This window comes from Nocardia brasiliensis NBRC 14402 (assembly GCF_000308475.2).
Taxonomy (GTDB): domain Bacteria; phylum Actinomycetota; class Actinomycetes; order Mycobacteriales; family Mycobacteriaceae; genus Nocardia; species Nocardia brasiliensis.
Map to the genome: position 1 here is coordinate 76,406 of NZ_BAFT02000030.1, position 16,417 is coordinate 92,822.

Consider the following 16,417-nt stretch of genomic DNA (forward strand, 5'->3'; position numbering starts at 1 on the left):
ACACAGGCAAACGCTCGGCTAAGTCACCCTAACCGGGCACGCGTGGGGAATCCATGCACCGCGCGACGCCGTGACCATGCGGTTATCCCGACTCAGACGGGGACGGCGTCCTCGAACGTCATGGCCAGCCCGGCGATGGTCGAGGTCATGATCGCGCGATGCGGCAAGCGCAGTGAGCGCAGTTCGGCGGCGATGGGATGATCGCCGAGGGTCAGGGTGGCGCCGCCGGGTCGTCCGCGCACGCCGGACGGTTCCATTCGCCAAGGTGTGCATCGGGTTACGCCGTCGATATGCGAGTAGGCCTCGAAGGAAGTGCCCGCACTCGTGCGGCGCGGCGTGGCGACACCCTGTCGAACGGTCAGATCGACGATGAGATCGCCGTCCTGATGGAGTGTGCCGTGCCGGAGCGGGCCGCCGTGGTGCACGTCGAAGTCGGCCAGTTGCTTGGGGAATCCCCAGATGCCGCGCCCGGCGGCCAGCGTGAAATCGCCGTCGACCGGCAGTTGATGGATGAACACCCCGGCCTGGTTCGTCGCGAGCGCGCGGAGATCGCCGCGACCACGATCGGCCCGGTGGTGGCGGACCATGAACGAAACGCCGAACTCGTTGTAGGGACCGAGATCACCGTCCACGTATTCGACGAAGACGAGCGAGCACATCGCTCGCCCGGCGGGCAGCCGCAGCACCCGCAGACCGGAGTAGTCGATCAGTCGTTGCGCGGCGTCGGCGGGCACCAGATAGCTCGCCATGAACGCGTGTGCCAGCCGGATCCGCACGGGCATACGAACTTCCTGGCCGAGGACCGTGTGGGTGCTCACTCGAACGCCTTCCCGTGCACCGCGCGACGTGCGACAGTACCGCTGATCTGGATCTAGAACGCGTTCTAGTTTATCAACCCGCCTGCGACCGAAAGGGCGTAATCCGAAAAGGAACACGTGTCAGCACTCCCTGCGACGCCGCGATTGCGGCAATAGTGGAGCAAACAAGATCCGCGGTGCACCCGACCACCGCCGAGGCCGAAGGGTTGCCCGAACCATGACAGTGCGCTCGCTGCCTGCCTTCCTTGCCATCGCCACCGCGCTGCTCACCGGCACGAGCGCGACAGCACACGCGGCCGCCGAGCCGAACCGCGTCGTCTTGATCGTGCCCGGCCAGTACATCGGCGCACTGCCCTACGGACCGATGGCCGACGCGCTGCGCACCGACGGAACCGAGGTGCGGGTGCTGGATCTGAACGGCTTCGATCTCACCGCCGACGCCGCGACCATCGACCGCGTCGTCACCGAAACCCGTGCCCGGCGCCCGAATGCCGAGATCGATCTGGTGACCCACAGCATCGGCGCGATCAGCTCCCGCCATTATCTGAAGTCCCGCGGCGGCGCCCGGAACATCGGCACCTACGTCTCGATCGGCGCGCCGCAATACGGTTCACCGGGTGCGTGCGGCCAACCCGCCGCGCCGGAAGCCTGCCCGAGGACCGAGTTCATGACCGCGCTCAACACAGGTGACGACACCCCGGGACCGACCAGGTACTACTCGATTCGCAGCGCCCGCGAGTGGGCCGACGGCCGGCTCGACGGCGGCCAATGCCGGATGACACCGTTCCCCTCGCTCGGCAACGGCGGCCTCGACCACACTCTCGAACCGGCCAACCCGGCTGTCTGGCAACAGGTTCGACAGGCCCTCGCGGGCGAGTGCGCCGGTGAATACGCCGACGAGCCGGACGGCGCGATCACTCCGGAAGCCACCCTTTACCCGGGCGGCGTGTAGCTCTGCTGGAATTCCACGTCGTGGCCCAGCCGCGCCTCGAGGCCGTCCAGCACGCAGAGCAGGCCGAAGTCGAAGGCCATAGCCCGGGCGAACTCGGGATCGGTGGGTGTCGTGGTCCGGAAGTCCGCTTGTAGTTCGGGGTAGTCCCGGGCCGCGTGGTCCATCATCTCCACCACGGATTCGCGGTCGAATTCGAGTTGGCCGTAGGAGTTTCGCCAGGCGATCTCCGGTAGCACCACGCCGAGTACGTAGGACATCACCGTACCGCTGGCGAGATAGATGTCCGTACCGCGGAACCCGGCACCGACGTAGGCGCGGCGCAGGCGATCGGTGACGCGCAGCGCGTTCGGCCCCATGCTCGGTAACCGGCCGATCAGCATCGCGCCCCACGGATGCGCCCGTAGCACCGTGCGGAAGTTGTAGGCGAAGGCCGACAACAGCTCTCGCCACGGCACGTCGTCGGGCTCCGGCGTATCCGCCATTCCCCAGAACTCGTCGAGGGCCAGTTCCAGCAGTTCGTTCTTGTTGGCGACGTACCAGTAGAGACTGGTCGCGCCCGCGCCGAGTTTGGCGCCGAGCTTGCGCATGCTCAACGCCTCGAGCCCCTCGGCGTCGAGGATCTCTACCGCGGCGGCGACGATCTGCTCGCGATGTAAGCCCGACGCCTTGGGCCGGCGCGGTTCGCGGAGCCATACCGAATCGAACTGCTTGGTCACAGGCCCAATCCTATATTGACTCGCACACTGTTCCAGTTCATCGTACGCTGTGCGAGTGGAATCGAACGTTGTACGAGATCCTCGCCGTTGGTGGATTCTGGGGGTCCTCTGTCTGTCCTTGCTGGTGCTGATGCTCGACGGCACTGTGCTCAATCTCGCTATCCCGTCCCTGATCCGGGAACTGAACGCCACGCCCTCGGACATCCAGTGGATCCTGGACGCCTACGTCCTGGTCTTCGCGGGACTGCTGCTGACCGCGGGCAGCCTGTCCGACCGGTTCGGCCGGCGCCGGATGCTGATCCTCGGCTTGGCCGTGTTCGGTGTGGCGTCGCTGGCCGCCGTGCTCGCGACCGAACCGTGGCAGGTGGTCGGCGCCCGCGTGGCGATGGGTGTCGGCGGTTCGCTGCTGATGCCGTCCACGCTGTCCATCCTGATGACCACGTTCGCCGAGGACGAACGACGCAAGGCGATGGCGGCCTGGTCGACGGTGTCGATGGTCGGCATCGTGGCCGGACCCACCCTGGGCGGCTTTCTGCTGCAGCACTATTGGTGGGGCTCGGTGTTCCTGCTCAACATCCCGGTCGCGATCCTCGCGATCGTCGCCGCGGTGGTGCTGATGCCCGAAACCACCGGTGAGCAGCGACCGGTCGACCTCGTCGGCGTGCTGCTGTCCATCGTCGCGCTCGTCTCGACGGTCTACGTGATCATCGAGCGCGAGTGGAACATCGGGATGATCGCGCTCGCCGCGCTCGCCGCGGTCGGATTCGTGGTGTGGGAGAGCCGATCCGAACATCCGATGCTGCCGCTGGCGGTGTTCCGCAACCGCGACTTCACCGGCACCTGCCTGACCCTGCTGCTGATGGTGTTCGGGATGGGCGCGGTCATGCTGATGCTCACCCAGTACCTGCAGTTCGTGCTCGGGTACGGACCGATGAAAGCCGGTCTGGCCCTGCTGCCCTACGCGGTGGCGGCCGCCGTGTGCAACGGACTCGGCGCCACCCTGGGCAAGACGCTCAGCAACAAGACGCTGATCGTCTCCGGCCTGCTGGTGATGAGCGGCGCCTTCGCGATCCTTGCGGTCGGCGAGGGTTACCTGTGGGTGCTGGTCAGCATGTTGGTCATGGGCATCGGCGGCGGCCTCGCCGGACCCGCCGCGTACGCGGCGATCATGAGCGCCATCCCGCTCGAACACGCGGGCGTCGGCTCGGCGATGAACGACACGCTGCAGCAGGTCGGCATGGCGATCAGCATCGCGATGCTGGGTAGCGTGCTGGCGGGCGTGTTCACCGAGCACATGCCCGCGGACGCACCCGAGGCAGCTCGCGAATCCATCGGCGCCGCTTTCCAACTCGGCTTCGCCGAACCCGCGAAGGAAGCGTTCACCGCGGCGATGTCCACGGGTTCCTGGATCAGCGCGGGCTTCAGCCTCGCGGCCGCGCTGCTCGGCCTGACGCTGCTGCGCACGCCGCGGAAACCGGCCGAACAGCCGCAAACGGATCCGGTCGACGTCGGATAGTCACCCCGCCCGGACCCACCTCGAAGGTGGGTCCGGGCGCGAGTCGTTCACCAGTCGTACTGCCACCAGTCCCAGGTCCAGCCGTCGTCCGGCCAGTCGTCACCGGGCGACTCCGGCTCCGGCCACTCGCTGTCCGGCCATTCGTCCTCGGCCTGGTTCTCCTCGCCGTCGGTGCCGGTCCCCGGGGTAGGGCGAGTCGGCGGCGCGGGCTCGGCGCAGTCGGGAGCGACCGGGCCGTTGCTGCCGGTGTAGAGGAAGCCGTCGCTGATCCACTTGCCGGTGTCGAGCTTGTTCCACAGATCGGTGGGGCCCCACTTGCCATCGAGCCGGTCGCCGCGGGCGGTGCAGACGATCGTCACGGAATCGCCGTCACGGACCGTGCCGACGATCGCGTTGCGGGTACCAGGGCCGGAGCGCAGGTTGACCTTTCGGTTCCGGTCCGGATAAGGGCGCACGATGCCGTTGGCCAGCGTGGGATCGGGTTCGGGCGTCGGGGGTTCGGGAGTTGTCGGTGGTTTGGGGGTCGGCGGTGCCGGCGTGGGCGGTTTCGGGGTGGTCGGGGGTTTCGGGGTGGTCGGCGGTTTGGGGGTCGCGGTCGGCGGGGCAGGATTCGCATCGTCTCCGCCGCCGTAATTCATCAATCGGCCGCCGGCCCGGACCTGTTTGCCCTCGCGCTCGGCGAAACCGCCGTAGGCTTCCGGGCCTTCCCGGAAAGTCCAGCCGCCCATGGTCGTACCGTTCAAGCTGATCGGCTCGTTGCCTCGGTAGAGGGACATGTGCACGTGCGGACCGCTGGCGAAACCGCCGCACGGCAACTGGGTTCCGATATGTCCCAGATACGTTCCCGCCGCGATCTCGGATCCGTTCGCGGCATCGATCACATTGGTCATGTGGTAGTAGGTGGTGCTGAGTCCGTTGTTGTGCACGATTTTCACCTCTGCACTGCCATTGCGCACGCACGTCTTGTAGACCCGGCCGGACGCGGGCGCCACCACCCGGCCGTCGCCGCCGTTGAAATCCAAAGAATTGTAGGGACGGCTCGAACCGGAGATGCCGTGCGGTCCGCCACCCATGTACCACGCTTGCCCCTGCGGCCACGGCAGGGAAAGCGCCGTGTTCGCCGAACGCGGTTGCGGCGCGGTCAATGCCGCTTTCTCGCCGTGGCTCACCACCGATTCCGGGGCCGCGCTCACCAGGTGGCCGAACTCCGGCGTTCCTTCCAACGCGACGGTCCAATCGTCGTCATCGTCGAGTTTCGCGACATATAACGTCGATTTCGGTGCGTCTTCGCTATCGCCGTCCTGCGGGACGGTCGCCGCACCGAACACCCATTCACCGTCGCTGCGCATGCGATCGATCACCGGATCCTTTTCGGTGGCCTCCGGAACCTGTTCGCGCACAAGGGTGTCGCTGATCGCGTCGTCCAAGCCGTCGGGGGTGGGTTCGGCGCCGACCGGTCCGGCGGCCACCGCCAAGGCGATGATGGTGATGCTGACCAAGATTGTGATTACACTCGAAATTATCCAGCCGCTGGATCGGCGTGGATCGGTCGATCTCAAGATAAGACAACTTCCTACGTCGGTCGGTGATTTTCGGGCGCAATAATGTTGCGCGAGTTCCCATTTCCCGACAGCGAGCGTAGGGCGGCGGACCGCATAAGCCCAGCAAAGCTGGTGCTTCTATAGGACAGATTAAGCCTGTCTAATCACGATTGAATCACGTTCGGCGAATACCGGACCGCAGAACCGGTGCCGAGATCAGGCGCGGGGGTGCGCCTGATCGTGCACCTTCTTGAGGCGCTCGATCGAGACGTGCGTGTACAGCTGCGTGGTGGCCATGCTGGCGTGGCCGAGTAATTCCTGGACCACGCGCAGGTCGGCGCCGCCCTCCAGCAGGTGGGTGGCGGCGGTGTGCCGCAGACCGTGCGGACCCATGTCCGGCGCGCCCGGGATGGACGAAACGACCTCGTGCACAACGGTTCTGGCCTGTCGCTGATCCAGGCGCTTACCCCGGCGGCCGAGCAGGAGCGCGCGGCCGGACTCCGGGGTCGCGAACGCCGGGCGACCGTGCCGGAGCCAGGCGCCGATCGCCTCGTCCGCCGGAACACCGAACGGCACCGACCGCTCCTTGTTGCCTTTACCGAGCACGCGCACCACGCGGCGTTCCCGATCGACATCCTCGATGTCCAGGCCGCACAGCTCGCTCACTCGAATTCCGGTGGAGTACAAGAGTTCTACAATCAACCGGTCGCGCAGCGCCATCGGCTCGTGCTGGGCGGCACCCGATTCCGCCGCGTCCATGGCGCCGACAGCCTGCTGACGGCCGAGTACCGCGGGCAACACTCGATGCGCCTTGGGTGAACCGAGGCGCAGGCCCGGGTCGACGGTCAGGCGGCCGGTCTGGGTGAGCCATGCGGTGAACGTTCGTGCCGAGGAGGCACGCCGGGCCATCGTCGTCCGGGCGACACCTGCCGCGGATTGCTGCGCGAGCCAGGAGCGCAGAAGCGACAGATCCAGTTCTCGCACCGCGGAATCCGCGGACCGGGCGTACAGGTGGCCCAGCAGTGCGCGCGCGTCACCGAGGTAGGCGCGCACCGTGTGGGCCGAGCGATTCCGCCCGAGACGCAGATGCCTGCCGTACTCCGTCAGCAGTGCTTCCAGGTCTTCGGGTAGTTCGTCCATCACACCACCGTCCCCACCGTCCTCCCGATTGGCAAGCCACCGCGCCGGTTCGGGCCGCGGCGCGGGTTCGGGCCGCGGCACTGGGCCGCGGCCGTCACAGATCCTCCGGCAGGATGCGGAAGGCCTCGGATCCCGTCAGCGGGCGGATCGCCCGGAAATCCCGCTGATCCAGGGTCAGGATCACGTCGGTCTCGAACTCTGCGGCCAGCACAACGTTCGCCGCGTCGGTGAGATCGAGCCGTAGGTCGGCGTATTTGTTTTGCACCGCACGCGCTTTACGCAGGTAGTCACTGAGCAGGGCGGGCACGGCAACCCGGCCCGTCGGCTCGTGTTCGAGCAGCCAGTCGTTGATCACACCCGCCGTCGACCAGTCGAAGTCTCGTTTCGCGAGGTGCTCGAGTTCGAGAAAGACCAGCGGGCAGACCACCGTCAACGCCGCGGCCGCCAACGCGGACCGCGCCCGGTCGTGCTCGGGTGCGCTGGCATCGAAGGCGGCGAAGAGGCCCGACGTGTCCGCGACGACGATCACGTATTCCGCCGGACGATCTCCTCGTGCACTATTTGTTTGAGCTCGTCGTGCGTCCATTCGCGGCCGGAACGGAACGTCGGGATGTCCCAGTCCTTGTTCCAGCGCTTCGTACGCAGTGCGGCGATGTGGAACGCCTCGCGGAAAATCTCCGACTCCGGGCGTCCCTCCCGCGCGGCAGCGGCTTTGATCAGGGCCAGGTCCTCCTCGTCGACCATGACCGTCGTCTTTTTCAGCATGGTGGTTATGGTACCAGTGCCATACATTGTGACCTGCCTCTTTTATGGGGGTTGTGTGCATGTGGTCAGGCTTTCTCGGTAGTTGGGCGATCGGTCGGCATGCGGAACCAACCGCCCGCGCCGGTGCCGACCGCTCCGGCGAGTTCCAGGGCCGGCAGTGCGGCCCGCACCACCGCCAACGACAGGCCCGATGCCTCGGCGAGCTCACGCGGGGTCCGGGTGCCGGTCTCCGGTAGTGCGGCGAAGACGACGGCTTCGTCGCCGGACAGGATTTCGGCGGTCGGGTCCGCTGCGCCGGGTAGTGGCAATCGGAGCGGACCAGCCTCCTCGATCACCTCTTCGGCACAGGTGACCAGTCGTGCTTCACCGTCACGAATCATGCGGTGACAGCCCACGGAGGCGGCCGAGGTGACGGGGCCCGGCAGCGCCAATGCCGGACGGCCCAGGCGCCGAGCCCATTTCACCGTGTTGCGGGCACCGCTGCGCGCACCGGCCTCCACCACCAGGACACCGTCCGCCAGGGCGGCGATCAAACGGTTCCTGGACAGGAACTGATGTTTGAGTGCCGCGGTCCCCGGTGCGTATTCACTGACCACCGCACCGGTTTCGGCGATCTCCGCCAGCAGACGATCGTGCTGCGCGGGGTACGGACGGTCGATGCCGCAGGCGAGGACCGCGATGGTGCCGCCGCCGGCCGTCAGGGCCGCACGGTGTGCCATCCCGTCGATGCCGAAGGCCGCACCGGACACGATCGTCCACCCCTGCGCCGCGAGCTCGCCCACGATCTCCGCGGTGGCGTGGTTGCCGTACCCGGAACTGCATCGAGCGCCCACCACCGCGAGCGCACGCTCGCTCGCCTGCCGCAGCGAGCGAGGGCCACGCACCCACAGCACGAGCGGCACCGCGCTGTCGCGATCGCGCGCGGCCTCGAGCTGTGTGAGACCGAGCAACCGCCAGGACGGCCACTCCGGATCGTCGGGTGTCACGACCCGGCCGCCGATGCGCGTCATCCACTCCAGATCCCGTACCGCCGAGTCTGTGCCACGCCGCTGCTCGGTCGGCCCACGCAGCGATTCCGGCAGCACGCACTCGCGCACCGCCCGCGCCGCCTCCACCACCCCCACCGACTCGATCAGTGCCGACAGTGCCGCACAGGGCCCACCGACCACCCGCGACAGGTAGACCCACGCCAGCCGTCGCTCCTCATCCTCGGCCGCCGACCCCGCAGGGCGCGCACCCGGCTCCGTTGCGCCGCTCACCGCGCATCTCCCGGCGGAGAGCCCAGCGCAGCACGACCTGTCTGCCGTGCTGGACCGTGCCGTTCAGCGCGACCCCGCACGAGTCCGCACCCTTCGGCCAGTACAGCGCGATCGCCACACCGCAGCACGGTCGCGCACACCGTCCCTTCGCTGCGTAATGGCGTACCGGTGCTGTGCCGCATCGAGTAGCCCGGCTTCACGGCGCACCTCGCTGGCGGAAGTTCAGGGCGGCCAACACATCTCGGTCGGTGGGGAGCGCCGCGGCGCGAAGGTCGGCGATGGTCCAGGCCACGCGGATGGCCCGGTCCGCGCCGCGAGCGGACATGCGACCCAGGCGCAGGGCGGTTTCGACGGGCGCGATCGCCTCGGGTGGTAGACGGAAGCGTTGCCGCAGAATATGGCCGGGGACTTCGGCATTCGTGAGCCAGCCGTATTCGCGCCAGCGGTGTACGGCCGCCTGGCGGGCCGCTGCCACCCGCTCCCGTACCACCGCGCTGCTCTCGGACTGGTCCGTGCTGAACGCGGCCCCGGATTGGCCACGCATCTGTACCCAGATGTCGATTCGGTCCATCAGCGGACCCGAGAGCTTGCCGAGATAGCGGCGGCGCGCCAGTGGCGCGCAGATGCAGTCGATATCGCGGGCGGGGGCGCACGGGCAGGGGTTCGCCGCCAGCACCAGTTGGAAACGCGCCGGATAGCGAGCGACGCCGTCGCGGCGCGCGATGCGAACTTCGCCTTCCTCCAACGGGGTTCGCATCGCCTCCAGCACCTTGGTACCGATCTCGGCGCACTCGTCGAGAAAGAGCACGCCGCGATGCGCCCGGCTCACCGCGCCGGGACGCGCGGTGCCCGAGCCGCCGCCGATCATCGCGGTCACCGAGGTCGAATGATGGGGCGCGACGAACGGCGGCATGGTGATCAGCGGATGGTCGCCGGACAGCACGCCCGCCATCGAATGGATGGCGGTCACCTCCAGCGATTCGGTTTCCGACAGTGGCGGCAACAAGCCCGGAAGACGTTGCGCAAGCATCGTTTTGCCGATGCCGGGTGGACCGGTGAGCAACAGGTGGTGACCGCCCGCGGCGGCCACCTCCAGCGCCCATCGTGCTTCCTCCTGCCCGACCACTTCGCTGAGATCGCCGCCCTGGTGCACCGGGGCGGGCAGGTCTCCGTTGGGCTCGGGCAGCGAACCTTCGCCGCGCAGCCAGGCGATCACCGTGCGCAGGCTCGCCGCGCCGAAAACCGTTATGCCGTCGACGAGCCCGGCCTCCGCCAGCGCCGCTTCCGGCACCACGACCGCGGGCCAGCCGGCGTTACGCGCGGCGATCACCGCGGGCAGGATGCCGCGGACCCGGCGCACCCGGCCGTCCAGCGCGAGCTCGCCGAGCAGCACCGTCTTCGCCAGCGGCTCCGACGGCACCGCCCCGGCCGCGTCCAGCACCGAGACGGCCAGGGCCAGGTCGTAGACGCTGCCGATCTTCGGCAGGGTCGCGGGCGAGAGCGCCAGGATGACCCGGCCGTCCGGCCACTTCTCCCCCGAGTTCGCCACGGCGGACCGCACCCGGTTGCGTGACTCCTGCAGCGCGGTATCGGGCAGCCCGACCAGATGCACCGAGGGCAGGCCCTGCCCGATATCGGCCTCGATCTCGACGAGCAGTCCGTCGACACCGGTGACCGCGACCGAGTGGGCCCGGCCGAGGGCCATCAGAACACCGCCTCGAGATGGTCGATCACCGGTTTGTGGCCGCGGGTCAGCAGCACCGAGACGACATCGAAGCGGATTCGCCGCCAGGGGCCTTCCTGTTCGGCCAGCCACAGCAACGCGAGGCGCCGGATGCGTTGCCGTTTGGCGAAGGTGACCGATTCGGCGGGTACCCCGAAGCCGAGCCCGGACCGGGTCTTCACCTCGACGAAGGCGGTGACCTCGGCGTCCTGGGCGATCAGGTCCAGTTCGCCGTAGCGGCAGCGCCAATTCCTGGCGACGATCTCCATGCCCGCCGTGCGCAGGAATTGCGCGGCCAGTTCTTCTCCGTGCGCACCGAGTGCCTGTTTATCTGTCACCCGCTCAGCGTGCTCGGCGCCGCGCTGCGGGCCTGGGCGCTGACCTGGGGAAATACAAAGGCTGTGGAGAGCGGGCGTCCTGTGCACAACTCGCCGTGCACGGGCGGACGGTTACTCCGGCAGCCGCAGGTCCGGCTTCTCCAGCTCTTCGATGTTCACGTCCTTGAAGGTGATCACGCGGACGTGCTTGACGAAGCGGGCGGGACGATACATGTCCCAGACCCAGGCATCGCTCATCCGCACCTCGAAATACACCTCACCGTCGGCGTTCTGCGGGCGCAACTCGACGGAGTTGGCCAGGTAGAAGCGGCGTTCGGTCTCCACCACGTACGAGAACTGACCGACGATGTCCTTGTACTCGCGATACAGCGAGAGTTCCATCTCGGTTTCGTACTTCTCGAGGTCCTCGGCACTCATCGGGTGGGACGTCCTCCTTCTCGCCGCGTTGCGTCAGTTGCTGACATCATCGCGCATGGGTCGCGCCGGTAGCCACTCGGCTATCCGGACGCATGGCTTCTGACTCATCGGACAGCATCGGGTCGACCTCGCCCGCGAGCACCGCGTCGGCGGCCTCGGTCCCGGCGTCGACCGGCCGGAGACCGGCCATCTCCCGCACATTTCGCCATGAGCGCCGATGCTCATCGCTGGGGCCGAGCCGGTGCAGGGCGGCGATGTGGTCGGGCGTGTTGTAGCCCTTGTGCGACGCGAAACCGTAGCCGGGGAATTGCTCGTCCAGCTCGACCATCATCCGGTCCCTGGTCACCTTGGCCAGGATGCTGGCGGCGGCGATACAGGCCGCGGCGGCGTCACCGCCGATCACCGGCAGCGACGGCACCGGGATGCCGGGTACCCGGAAGCCGTCGGTGAGCACGTACCCCGGGCGCTCCCCTAGTCCGGCCACCGCGCGCCGCATGCCTTCGATATTGGCGACGTGGATGCCGATCGAGTCGATCTCCCAGGCCGGGATGACCACCACGTTCCAGGCCAGCGACAGGCGCAGGATCACCGGGTACAGCTCTTCGCGGACGGACTCGGTGAGCTTCTTGGAGTCGTCCAGTCCGGCCAGCTTGTCGTAGGCCTTCGGCGCGAGCAGGCAGGCCGCCACGACCAGCGGCCCCGCGCACGGTCCGCGGCCGGCCTCGTCGACACCCGCGACGGGACCCAGTCCGCTCCGGATCAGCGCTGCTTCGAGCGTGCGCAAGCCACCGGCCTTGCGCATCACCACGCGCGGCGGCCACCCATTGCTGTGTACCACTCGGCTTTGCCCCACCGTCCAATTATGCTGCGGCCGCTGATGATCAGTTCGCTTGGGCGTTCTCAGAACGCACCGGACCGATCCGGTTCGGCGGCCAGATCTTGAACACAGCCTTGCCCCGGACGTTGTCCACCGGGACGGTGCCCTGCAGTTCGTCGCTGATGTGCGCGCGCGAATCGGCGGACTCGTTGCGGTTGTCGCCCATCACCCACAGGTGCCCCTCCGGCACCTTGACCGGCTTGAATTCCCGGCCGCCGCCCGGGCCGTACGGCTGGCCGGGGACGTAGGGGAAGATGTAGCGCGCGTACGGCTCGTCGAGCGGCTTGCCGTCCACCTTGACCCGGCCCTGCGCGTCGCAGCATTCGACGGTTTGGCCGCCGACCGCGATGACCCGCTTCACCAGATCGTTCTCGTCCGGCGGCACCAGGCCGAAGAACGAGAAGAAGTTCTGCACGCCGCGCACGGCGGCGTTGTCCGAGCGGATCGACTGGTAGTGCGTGTTCCACGACGGCGGGCCGACGAAGACGACCACGTCGCCCGGCTGCGGATCGCCCCAGTAGTAGCTCAGCTTCTGCACGTAGATCCGGTCGCCCGTGCACCCGGCGCAGCCGTGCAGCGTGGTCTCCATCGATTGCGACGGAATCACGTACGGCCGCCCGACGAAAGTCACCATCAGCGCGGCGATCACCGCGGCGATCACGATGAGGATGGGCAGCTCCTGCCAGAACGGCCGCTGCTTCTTCTCCCGCCGCCGCTTCCCGCGACGCCGCGATACCCCTTCGTCGCCCGAATCGGACACCGACACCGACCCACTTTCGTCTGCCACGCCGAACAGATTAGCCCGGCATCCTGTGACGCGTCCGACGCCGGGCGCGGCGTGGTCCGGCTCCCCCTACTGGTTCAGGGAAAAACAGTAGCCCGGCACCGGGACTGGGGTCCGGGGCCGGGCTACGAAAAAGCTTGTGCTGGACGGCTGGGTCAGCGCTTTTCTTTGATCTTGGCGGCCTTGCCGCGCAGATCACGCAAGTAGTAGAGCTTGGCACGGCGGACGTCACCGCGGGTAACGACCTCGATGTGGTCGATGTTGGGGGTGTGCACCGGGAAGGTGCGCTCCACGCCGACACCGAACGACACCTTGCGGACCGTGAAGGTCTCGCGGATGCCACCGCCCTGGCGTCGGATGACGACGCCCTTGAAGACCTGGATGCGCTCCTTCGAGCCTTCGATGACCTTCACGTGCACATTGAGGGTGTCGCCCGGCCGGAAGTCGGGGACGTCGCTGCGCAGCGACTTCTCGTCGACGAAGTCAAGGGTGTTCATTTCCATCCTTCTGGGTTCGCGCGAACAGAGGACCCTGGCGGCACGGGACGTGCTCGACCGGTTCATGCTCCGATTAAGGGGGTGCGCCGGGCCGATACGCACCCAGGGCAACCTGAGCATTGTGCCAGATCGGCAGGTCGCGAGAAAAATCGACCCCCGCTCACCGGCTCAGATCCCGCACCGCACGGTGCAACGCTGCGGCCAATCTCTCGTTTTCGCCCGCCTGGAAACCGAAGGCGGCGCGTCTGCGGGTGTAGCCGTAGGTCAGGCCGCTGTGCGGGTCGGCGAAGCCGTCCGAGCCTGCCGCACCGGTGTGACCGAACGCCTGCGCGCCGAGAAAAGGATAGATCAGACCTTTCGCCTCGAAACCGACCGAGTAGGGGGTGTGATCGCCGCGGACGAGATCCCGGCCGTCCGTCTGGATGGTGGTGAACTCGGCGAGGATATCGGGTTTCAGCAGGGGCGCTCGGCCGTCGACCGCCGAGATCGCCGCCGCGTACATGGCGGCCAAGGCGCGGGCGCTGCCGACGCCGCCCATCGAGGCGGGACCGTTGGCGCGCAGGCGCGGGTCGTTCGGTAGGGCGAGCACGTCGTGCGGGGTGAAGCCGGCTGCGTTCAGGTTGTAGGCGATGCCCGGAATGCTGTGCGGTCCAGGCGCATTCGATTCGAACGCGGCCTCGAGCGCCGGCGCGGCCAGCCACGGCAGCACCGGTAGGTACCGATCGTCTTGCGCGGCAGGCAAACCCAGGTAGAGATCCAATCCGTACGGTGCGCGGACGCGTTCCTCGAACAGTTCCTGGATCGAACGGTCGACGACCCGCCGGAGCACGGCATCGAGAATGGCGAAGGTGACGAATCCGCCGTAACCCTGCACCTCGCCCGGCCGGAAGTACGGGCGCTGACCGGCCACGCGACGCGCGATCAGTCGATCGTCGGCGAGTTCCGCGCGGTCGAACCCGCCGTCGACGCCGATCACCCCGGATCTGTTGGTGAGCACCTGCCGCAGGGTGATTTCCTCCTTGCCGCCCTCGGCGAACTCCGGCCAGTAGGCGGCGACCGGCTGATCCAGTTCCACTCTGCCCTCCTGTGCCAGCAGCGCGACCACTATCGTCGCCGCGCCTTTGGTAGAAGAGAGAAGACCCGTCAGCGTGTCCCCGGTCACCTGCGGTCCGGCCCACAGGTCGACCACCGGTGTGCCGTGCACGAAAGCGGCCAGCTGCGCGCCGGATTCGCCGTTCTCCGCGGCGACGACCGCCGCGAATTCGGTGCGTATGCTTTCGAATCCCGGTGCGACAGTGCCCTGTACATCGATGCTCATGCGGATCGCCCCGAGCGACGCAACAGCGCCAAAGGATTTCGTTGCCCGACCGGCGGGCGCAGCCGCCAGGACACGAGGGTGATTCCCGCGAACACCAGCGGCCCGACCCACGCCTTCGGCTTGTCGCCGACCGCGAGATGCGAGGCCGCCGCGCCCACGAAAACGAAAGTCAGCCCGGCATAGGCCCATTCCTCGGCCCGCGGCTGCCCCGGCAGCACGATCGCGGCCGCCGCCGCAGATTTCGCGGCACCGAGGATGCTCGCGAAATACATCGGATAGCCGAGATGCTCGAAAGCGGTACGGACATGGGGGATTCGAGCAAGATCCCAGTAGGCGCCGACCACCGATTCGGTGAGCAGCAGACCTGAGGCGCCCAGATAGGCGAGGTCCTTCGCGCGGCTGTGCATGGGTAGTCCTTCCGTCGAGTGTGCTGCCCCTCTGACGGATGGCGGAACGAAAAGGTAACAAGCCTTGTCACACTCTGCCCGCGCGCACCGTCATAAGTATGGGACGAGGCGGAGGAGAACACGTGGACGAACACCTGGCCGACCGGTTCGAGGCGCACCGCGCGCATCTGACGGCGGTGGCCTACCGGATGCTCGGCTCGCTGACCGAAGCGGACGACGCGGTGCAGGAAGCGTGGCTGCGGTTGGCCCGGGTGGACCCGGCCGAGATCGGCAATCTGGGCGGCTGGTTGACCACCGCCGTGAGCCGGGTGTGCCTGGACATGCTGCGCTCGCGGCGGATTCGACGCGAGGACTCGTTCGAGGAGCAGCTGCCGGATCCGGTGGTCCGCCTCGACGACGGTGCCGACCCGGAACAGCAAGCGGTGCTGGCGGATTCGGTCGGCCTGGCATTGCTGGTGGTTCTCGACTCGTTGAATCCGGCGGAGCGGCTGGCGTTCGTGCTGCACGACATGTTCGCGCTGCCGTTCGATCAGATCGGGCCGATCCTGGGCAAGTCGTCGGCCGCGGCCAAAACCATCGCCAGCCGGGCCCGGCGGCGCGTGCAGGCCGGTGCGCCGCGGCTCGACCCGGATCTGCCCCGCCAGCGCCGCGCGGTCGCGGCGTTCCTCTCCGCCGCGCGCGAGGGCAGCTTCGACGCGCTGCTCTCCCTGCTCGACCCCGACGTGGTGCTGCGCGCGGACAGCGGCTCCGGCGGACTCCAGATCATCCGCGGTGCGTCGGCGGTGGCCGGGCTGCTGGACACCTTCCACACCTTCGCCAACCGGTACGCAGTCGCGCCCGCGATCGTCAACGGTGGCGCGGGCCTGCTGAGTACCGTCGACGGCGCACCGAAGTCGGTGCTCGCCTTCACCGTCGCCGACGATCGAATCACCGCGATCGACCTGATCGCCCACCCCGAACGCCTAGCCACCCTCCCCCTCCCCGCAAACCACTAGCCGAGGCCACGAAGCATCGGTTCCGCGCACCAATTCGCATCACGCGCACCCATTCGTCAGGCGAATCCGCACGCGCCGCGCGAATCCGCACGCGGCGAGCACTGTAGCGACGACAGGCGAACCTGTGCGCGCCAAGCGAACTCGTACACGGCACGCAAGCCCGCGCCCGCGAAGCCCCGTCCCGCGCGCGCGAACCTGTGCGCGGGACGGCGACTCCGGCCCGGCAGGGCAACTCCGGCCCGGCAGGGCAACTCCGGCCCGGCAGGGCAACTCCGGCCCGGCAGGGCAACTCCGGCCCGGCAGGGCAACTCCGGCCCGGCAGGGCAACTCCGGCCCGGCAGGGCAACTCCGGCC

18 protein-coding genes are annotated in these 16,417 nt (G+C 68.0%); 3 read left to right on the forward strand and 15 right to left on the reverse strand.

The window, feature by feature from the left end:
• Positions 1 to 92: 92 nt before the first annotated feature.
• Positions 93 to 818 carry an acetoacetate decarboxylase family protein gene (locus tag TY25_RS08730; protein ID WP_042255406.1) on the reverse strand — a complete coding sequence of 242 codons (726 nt, stop codon included), beginning with the start codon at positions 816 to 818 and terminating at the stop codon, positions 93 to 95.
• A 217-nt stretch (positions 819 to 1,035) separates the two neighbouring features.
• Here TY25_RS08730 and TY25_RS08735 point away from each other — a divergent pair, with 217 nt between their 5' ends.
• Positions 1,036 to 1,770 (forward strand): esterase/lipase family protein, encoded by a 735-nt coding sequence (locus TY25_RS08735; RefSeq protein ID WP_042255407.1) that lies wholly within the window; start codon positions 1,036 to 1,038, stop codon positions 1,768 to 1,770.
• Here TY25_RS08735 and TY25_RS08740 read toward each other — a convergent pair.
• Positions 1,752 to 2,486: a TetR/AcrR family transcriptional regulator gene (locus tag TY25_RS08740; protein ID WP_042255408.1), complete on the reverse strand. Its 735-nt coding sequence runs from the start codon at positions 2,484 to 2,486 to the stop codon at positions 1,752 to 1,754. The two genes, TY25_RS08735 and TY25_RS08740, sit on opposite strands and share 19 nt — an antisense overlap.
• 55 nt (positions 2,487 to 2,541) lie before the next feature.
• Between TY25_RS08740 and TY25_RS08745 the strand changes: the two genes are divergently transcribed.
• Positions 2,542 to 4,002: an MFS transporter gene (locus TY25_RS08745; RefSeq protein ID WP_042255409.1), complete on the forward strand. Its 1,461-nt coding sequence runs from the start codon at positions 2,542 to 2,544 to the stop codon at positions 4,000 to 4,002.
• A gap of 47 nt (positions 4,003 to 4,049) precedes the next feature.
• Here the strand turns inward: TY25_RS08745 and TY25_RS08750 are convergent, their stop codons facing one another.
• From TY25_RS08750 to TY25_RS08810, 13 genes are all read right to left on the reverse strand, one after another.
• A complete protein-coding gene (locus TY25_RS08750) occupies positions 4,050 to 5,501 on the reverse strand; it encodes a peptidoglycan DD-metalloendopeptidase family protein (protein ID WP_052382874.1) in 1,452 nt (483 codons plus the stop codon).
• Between the two features lie 258 nt (positions 5,502 to 5,759).
• A complete protein-coding gene (locus TY25_RS08755; RefSeq protein WP_042255410.1) occupies positions 5,760 to 6,683 on the reverse strand; it encodes a tyrosine recombinase XerC in 924 nt (307 codons plus the stop codon).
• A gap of 94 nt (positions 6,684 to 6,777) precedes the next feature.
• A complete protein-coding gene (locus TY25_RS08760; RefSeq protein ID WP_052382875.1) occupies positions 6,778 to 7,212 on the reverse strand; it encodes a type II toxin-antitoxin system VapC family toxin in 435 nt (144 codons plus the stop codon).
• Complete coding sequence (locus TY25_RS08765; protein ID WP_042255412.1) at positions 7,209 to 7,448, reverse strand: ribbon-helix-helix protein, CopG family; 240 nt, start codon at positions 7,446 to 7,448, stop codon at positions 7,209 to 7,211. The genes TY25_RS08760 and TY25_RS08765 overlap by 4 nt, the downstream gene beginning before the upstream one ends.
• Before the next feature lie 65 nt (positions 7,449 to 7,513).
• The gene (gene dprA, locus TY25_RS08770) at positions 7,514 to 8,707 is read right to left on the reverse strand and encodes a DNA-processing protein DprA (RefSeq protein ID WP_226887226.1); all 1,194 of its coding nucleotides are present in this window, start codon (positions 8,705 to 8,707) and stop codon (positions 7,514 to 7,516) included.
• A 196-nt stretch (positions 8,708 to 8,903) separates the two neighbouring features.
• Complete coding sequence (locus tag TY25_RS08775; RefSeq protein WP_042255413.1) at positions 8,904 to 10,412, reverse strand: YifB family Mg chelatase-like AAA ATPase; 1,509 nt, start codon at positions 10,410 to 10,412, stop codon at positions 8,904 to 8,906.
• Positions 10,412 to 10,768: a YraN family protein gene (locus TY25_RS08780; protein WP_029893067.1), complete on the reverse strand. Its 357-nt coding sequence runs from the start codon at positions 10,766 to 10,768 to the stop codon at positions 10,412 to 10,414. Before TY25_RS08780 ends, TY25_RS08775 begins: the two co-directional genes overlap by 1 nt.
• A gap of 111 nt (positions 10,769 to 10,879) precedes the next feature.
• Positions 10,880 to 11,185, reverse strand: coding sequence for a DUF2469 domain-containing protein (locus TY25_RS08785; RefSeq protein ID WP_011210678.1), 306 nt, complete (start codon positions 11,183 to 11,185; stop codon positions 10,880 to 10,882).
• A gap of 46 nt (positions 11,186 to 11,231) precedes the next feature.
• A complete protein-coding gene (locus tag TY25_RS08790; protein WP_042255432.1) occupies positions 11,232 to 11,987 on the reverse strand; it encodes a ribonuclease HII in 756 nt (251 codons plus the stop codon).
• A 79-nt stretch (positions 11,988 to 12,066) separates the two neighbouring features.
• A complete protein-coding gene (lepB, locus tag TY25_RS08795; protein WP_169744331.1) occupies positions 12,067 to 12,849 on the reverse strand; it encodes a signal peptidase I in 783 nt (260 codons plus the stop codon).
• A 152-nt stretch (positions 12,850 to 13,001) separates the two neighbouring features.
• Complete coding sequence (gene rplS, locus TY25_RS08800; protein ID WP_029893064.1) at positions 13,002 to 13,343, reverse strand: 50S ribosomal protein L19; 342 nt, start codon at positions 13,341 to 13,343, stop codon at positions 13,002 to 13,004.
• A gap of 160 nt (positions 13,344 to 13,503) precedes the next feature.
• On the reverse strand, positions 13,504 to 14,661 hold the full coding sequence (locus TY25_RS08805; RefSeq protein WP_042255415.1) for an EstA family serine hydrolase: 1,158 nt from the start codon (positions 14,659 to 14,661) through the stop codon (positions 13,504 to 13,506).
• On the reverse strand, positions 14,658 to 15,068 hold the full coding sequence (locus tag TY25_RS08810; RefSeq protein WP_042255416.1) for a DoxX family protein: 411 nt from the start codon (positions 15,066 to 15,068) through the stop codon (positions 14,658 to 14,660). The genes TY25_RS08805 and TY25_RS08810 overlap by 4 nt, the downstream gene beginning before the upstream one ends.
• Before the next feature lie 98 nt (positions 15,069 to 15,166).
• Between TY25_RS08810 and TY25_RS08815 the strand changes: the two genes are divergently transcribed.
• On the forward strand, positions 15,167 to 16,063 hold the full coding sequence (locus tag TY25_RS08815; RefSeq protein WP_370466263.1) for a sigma-70 family RNA polymerase sigma factor: 897 nt from the start codon (positions 15,167 to 15,169) through the stop codon (positions 16,061 to 16,063).
• Positions 16,064 to 16,417 lie beyond the last annotated feature (354 nt).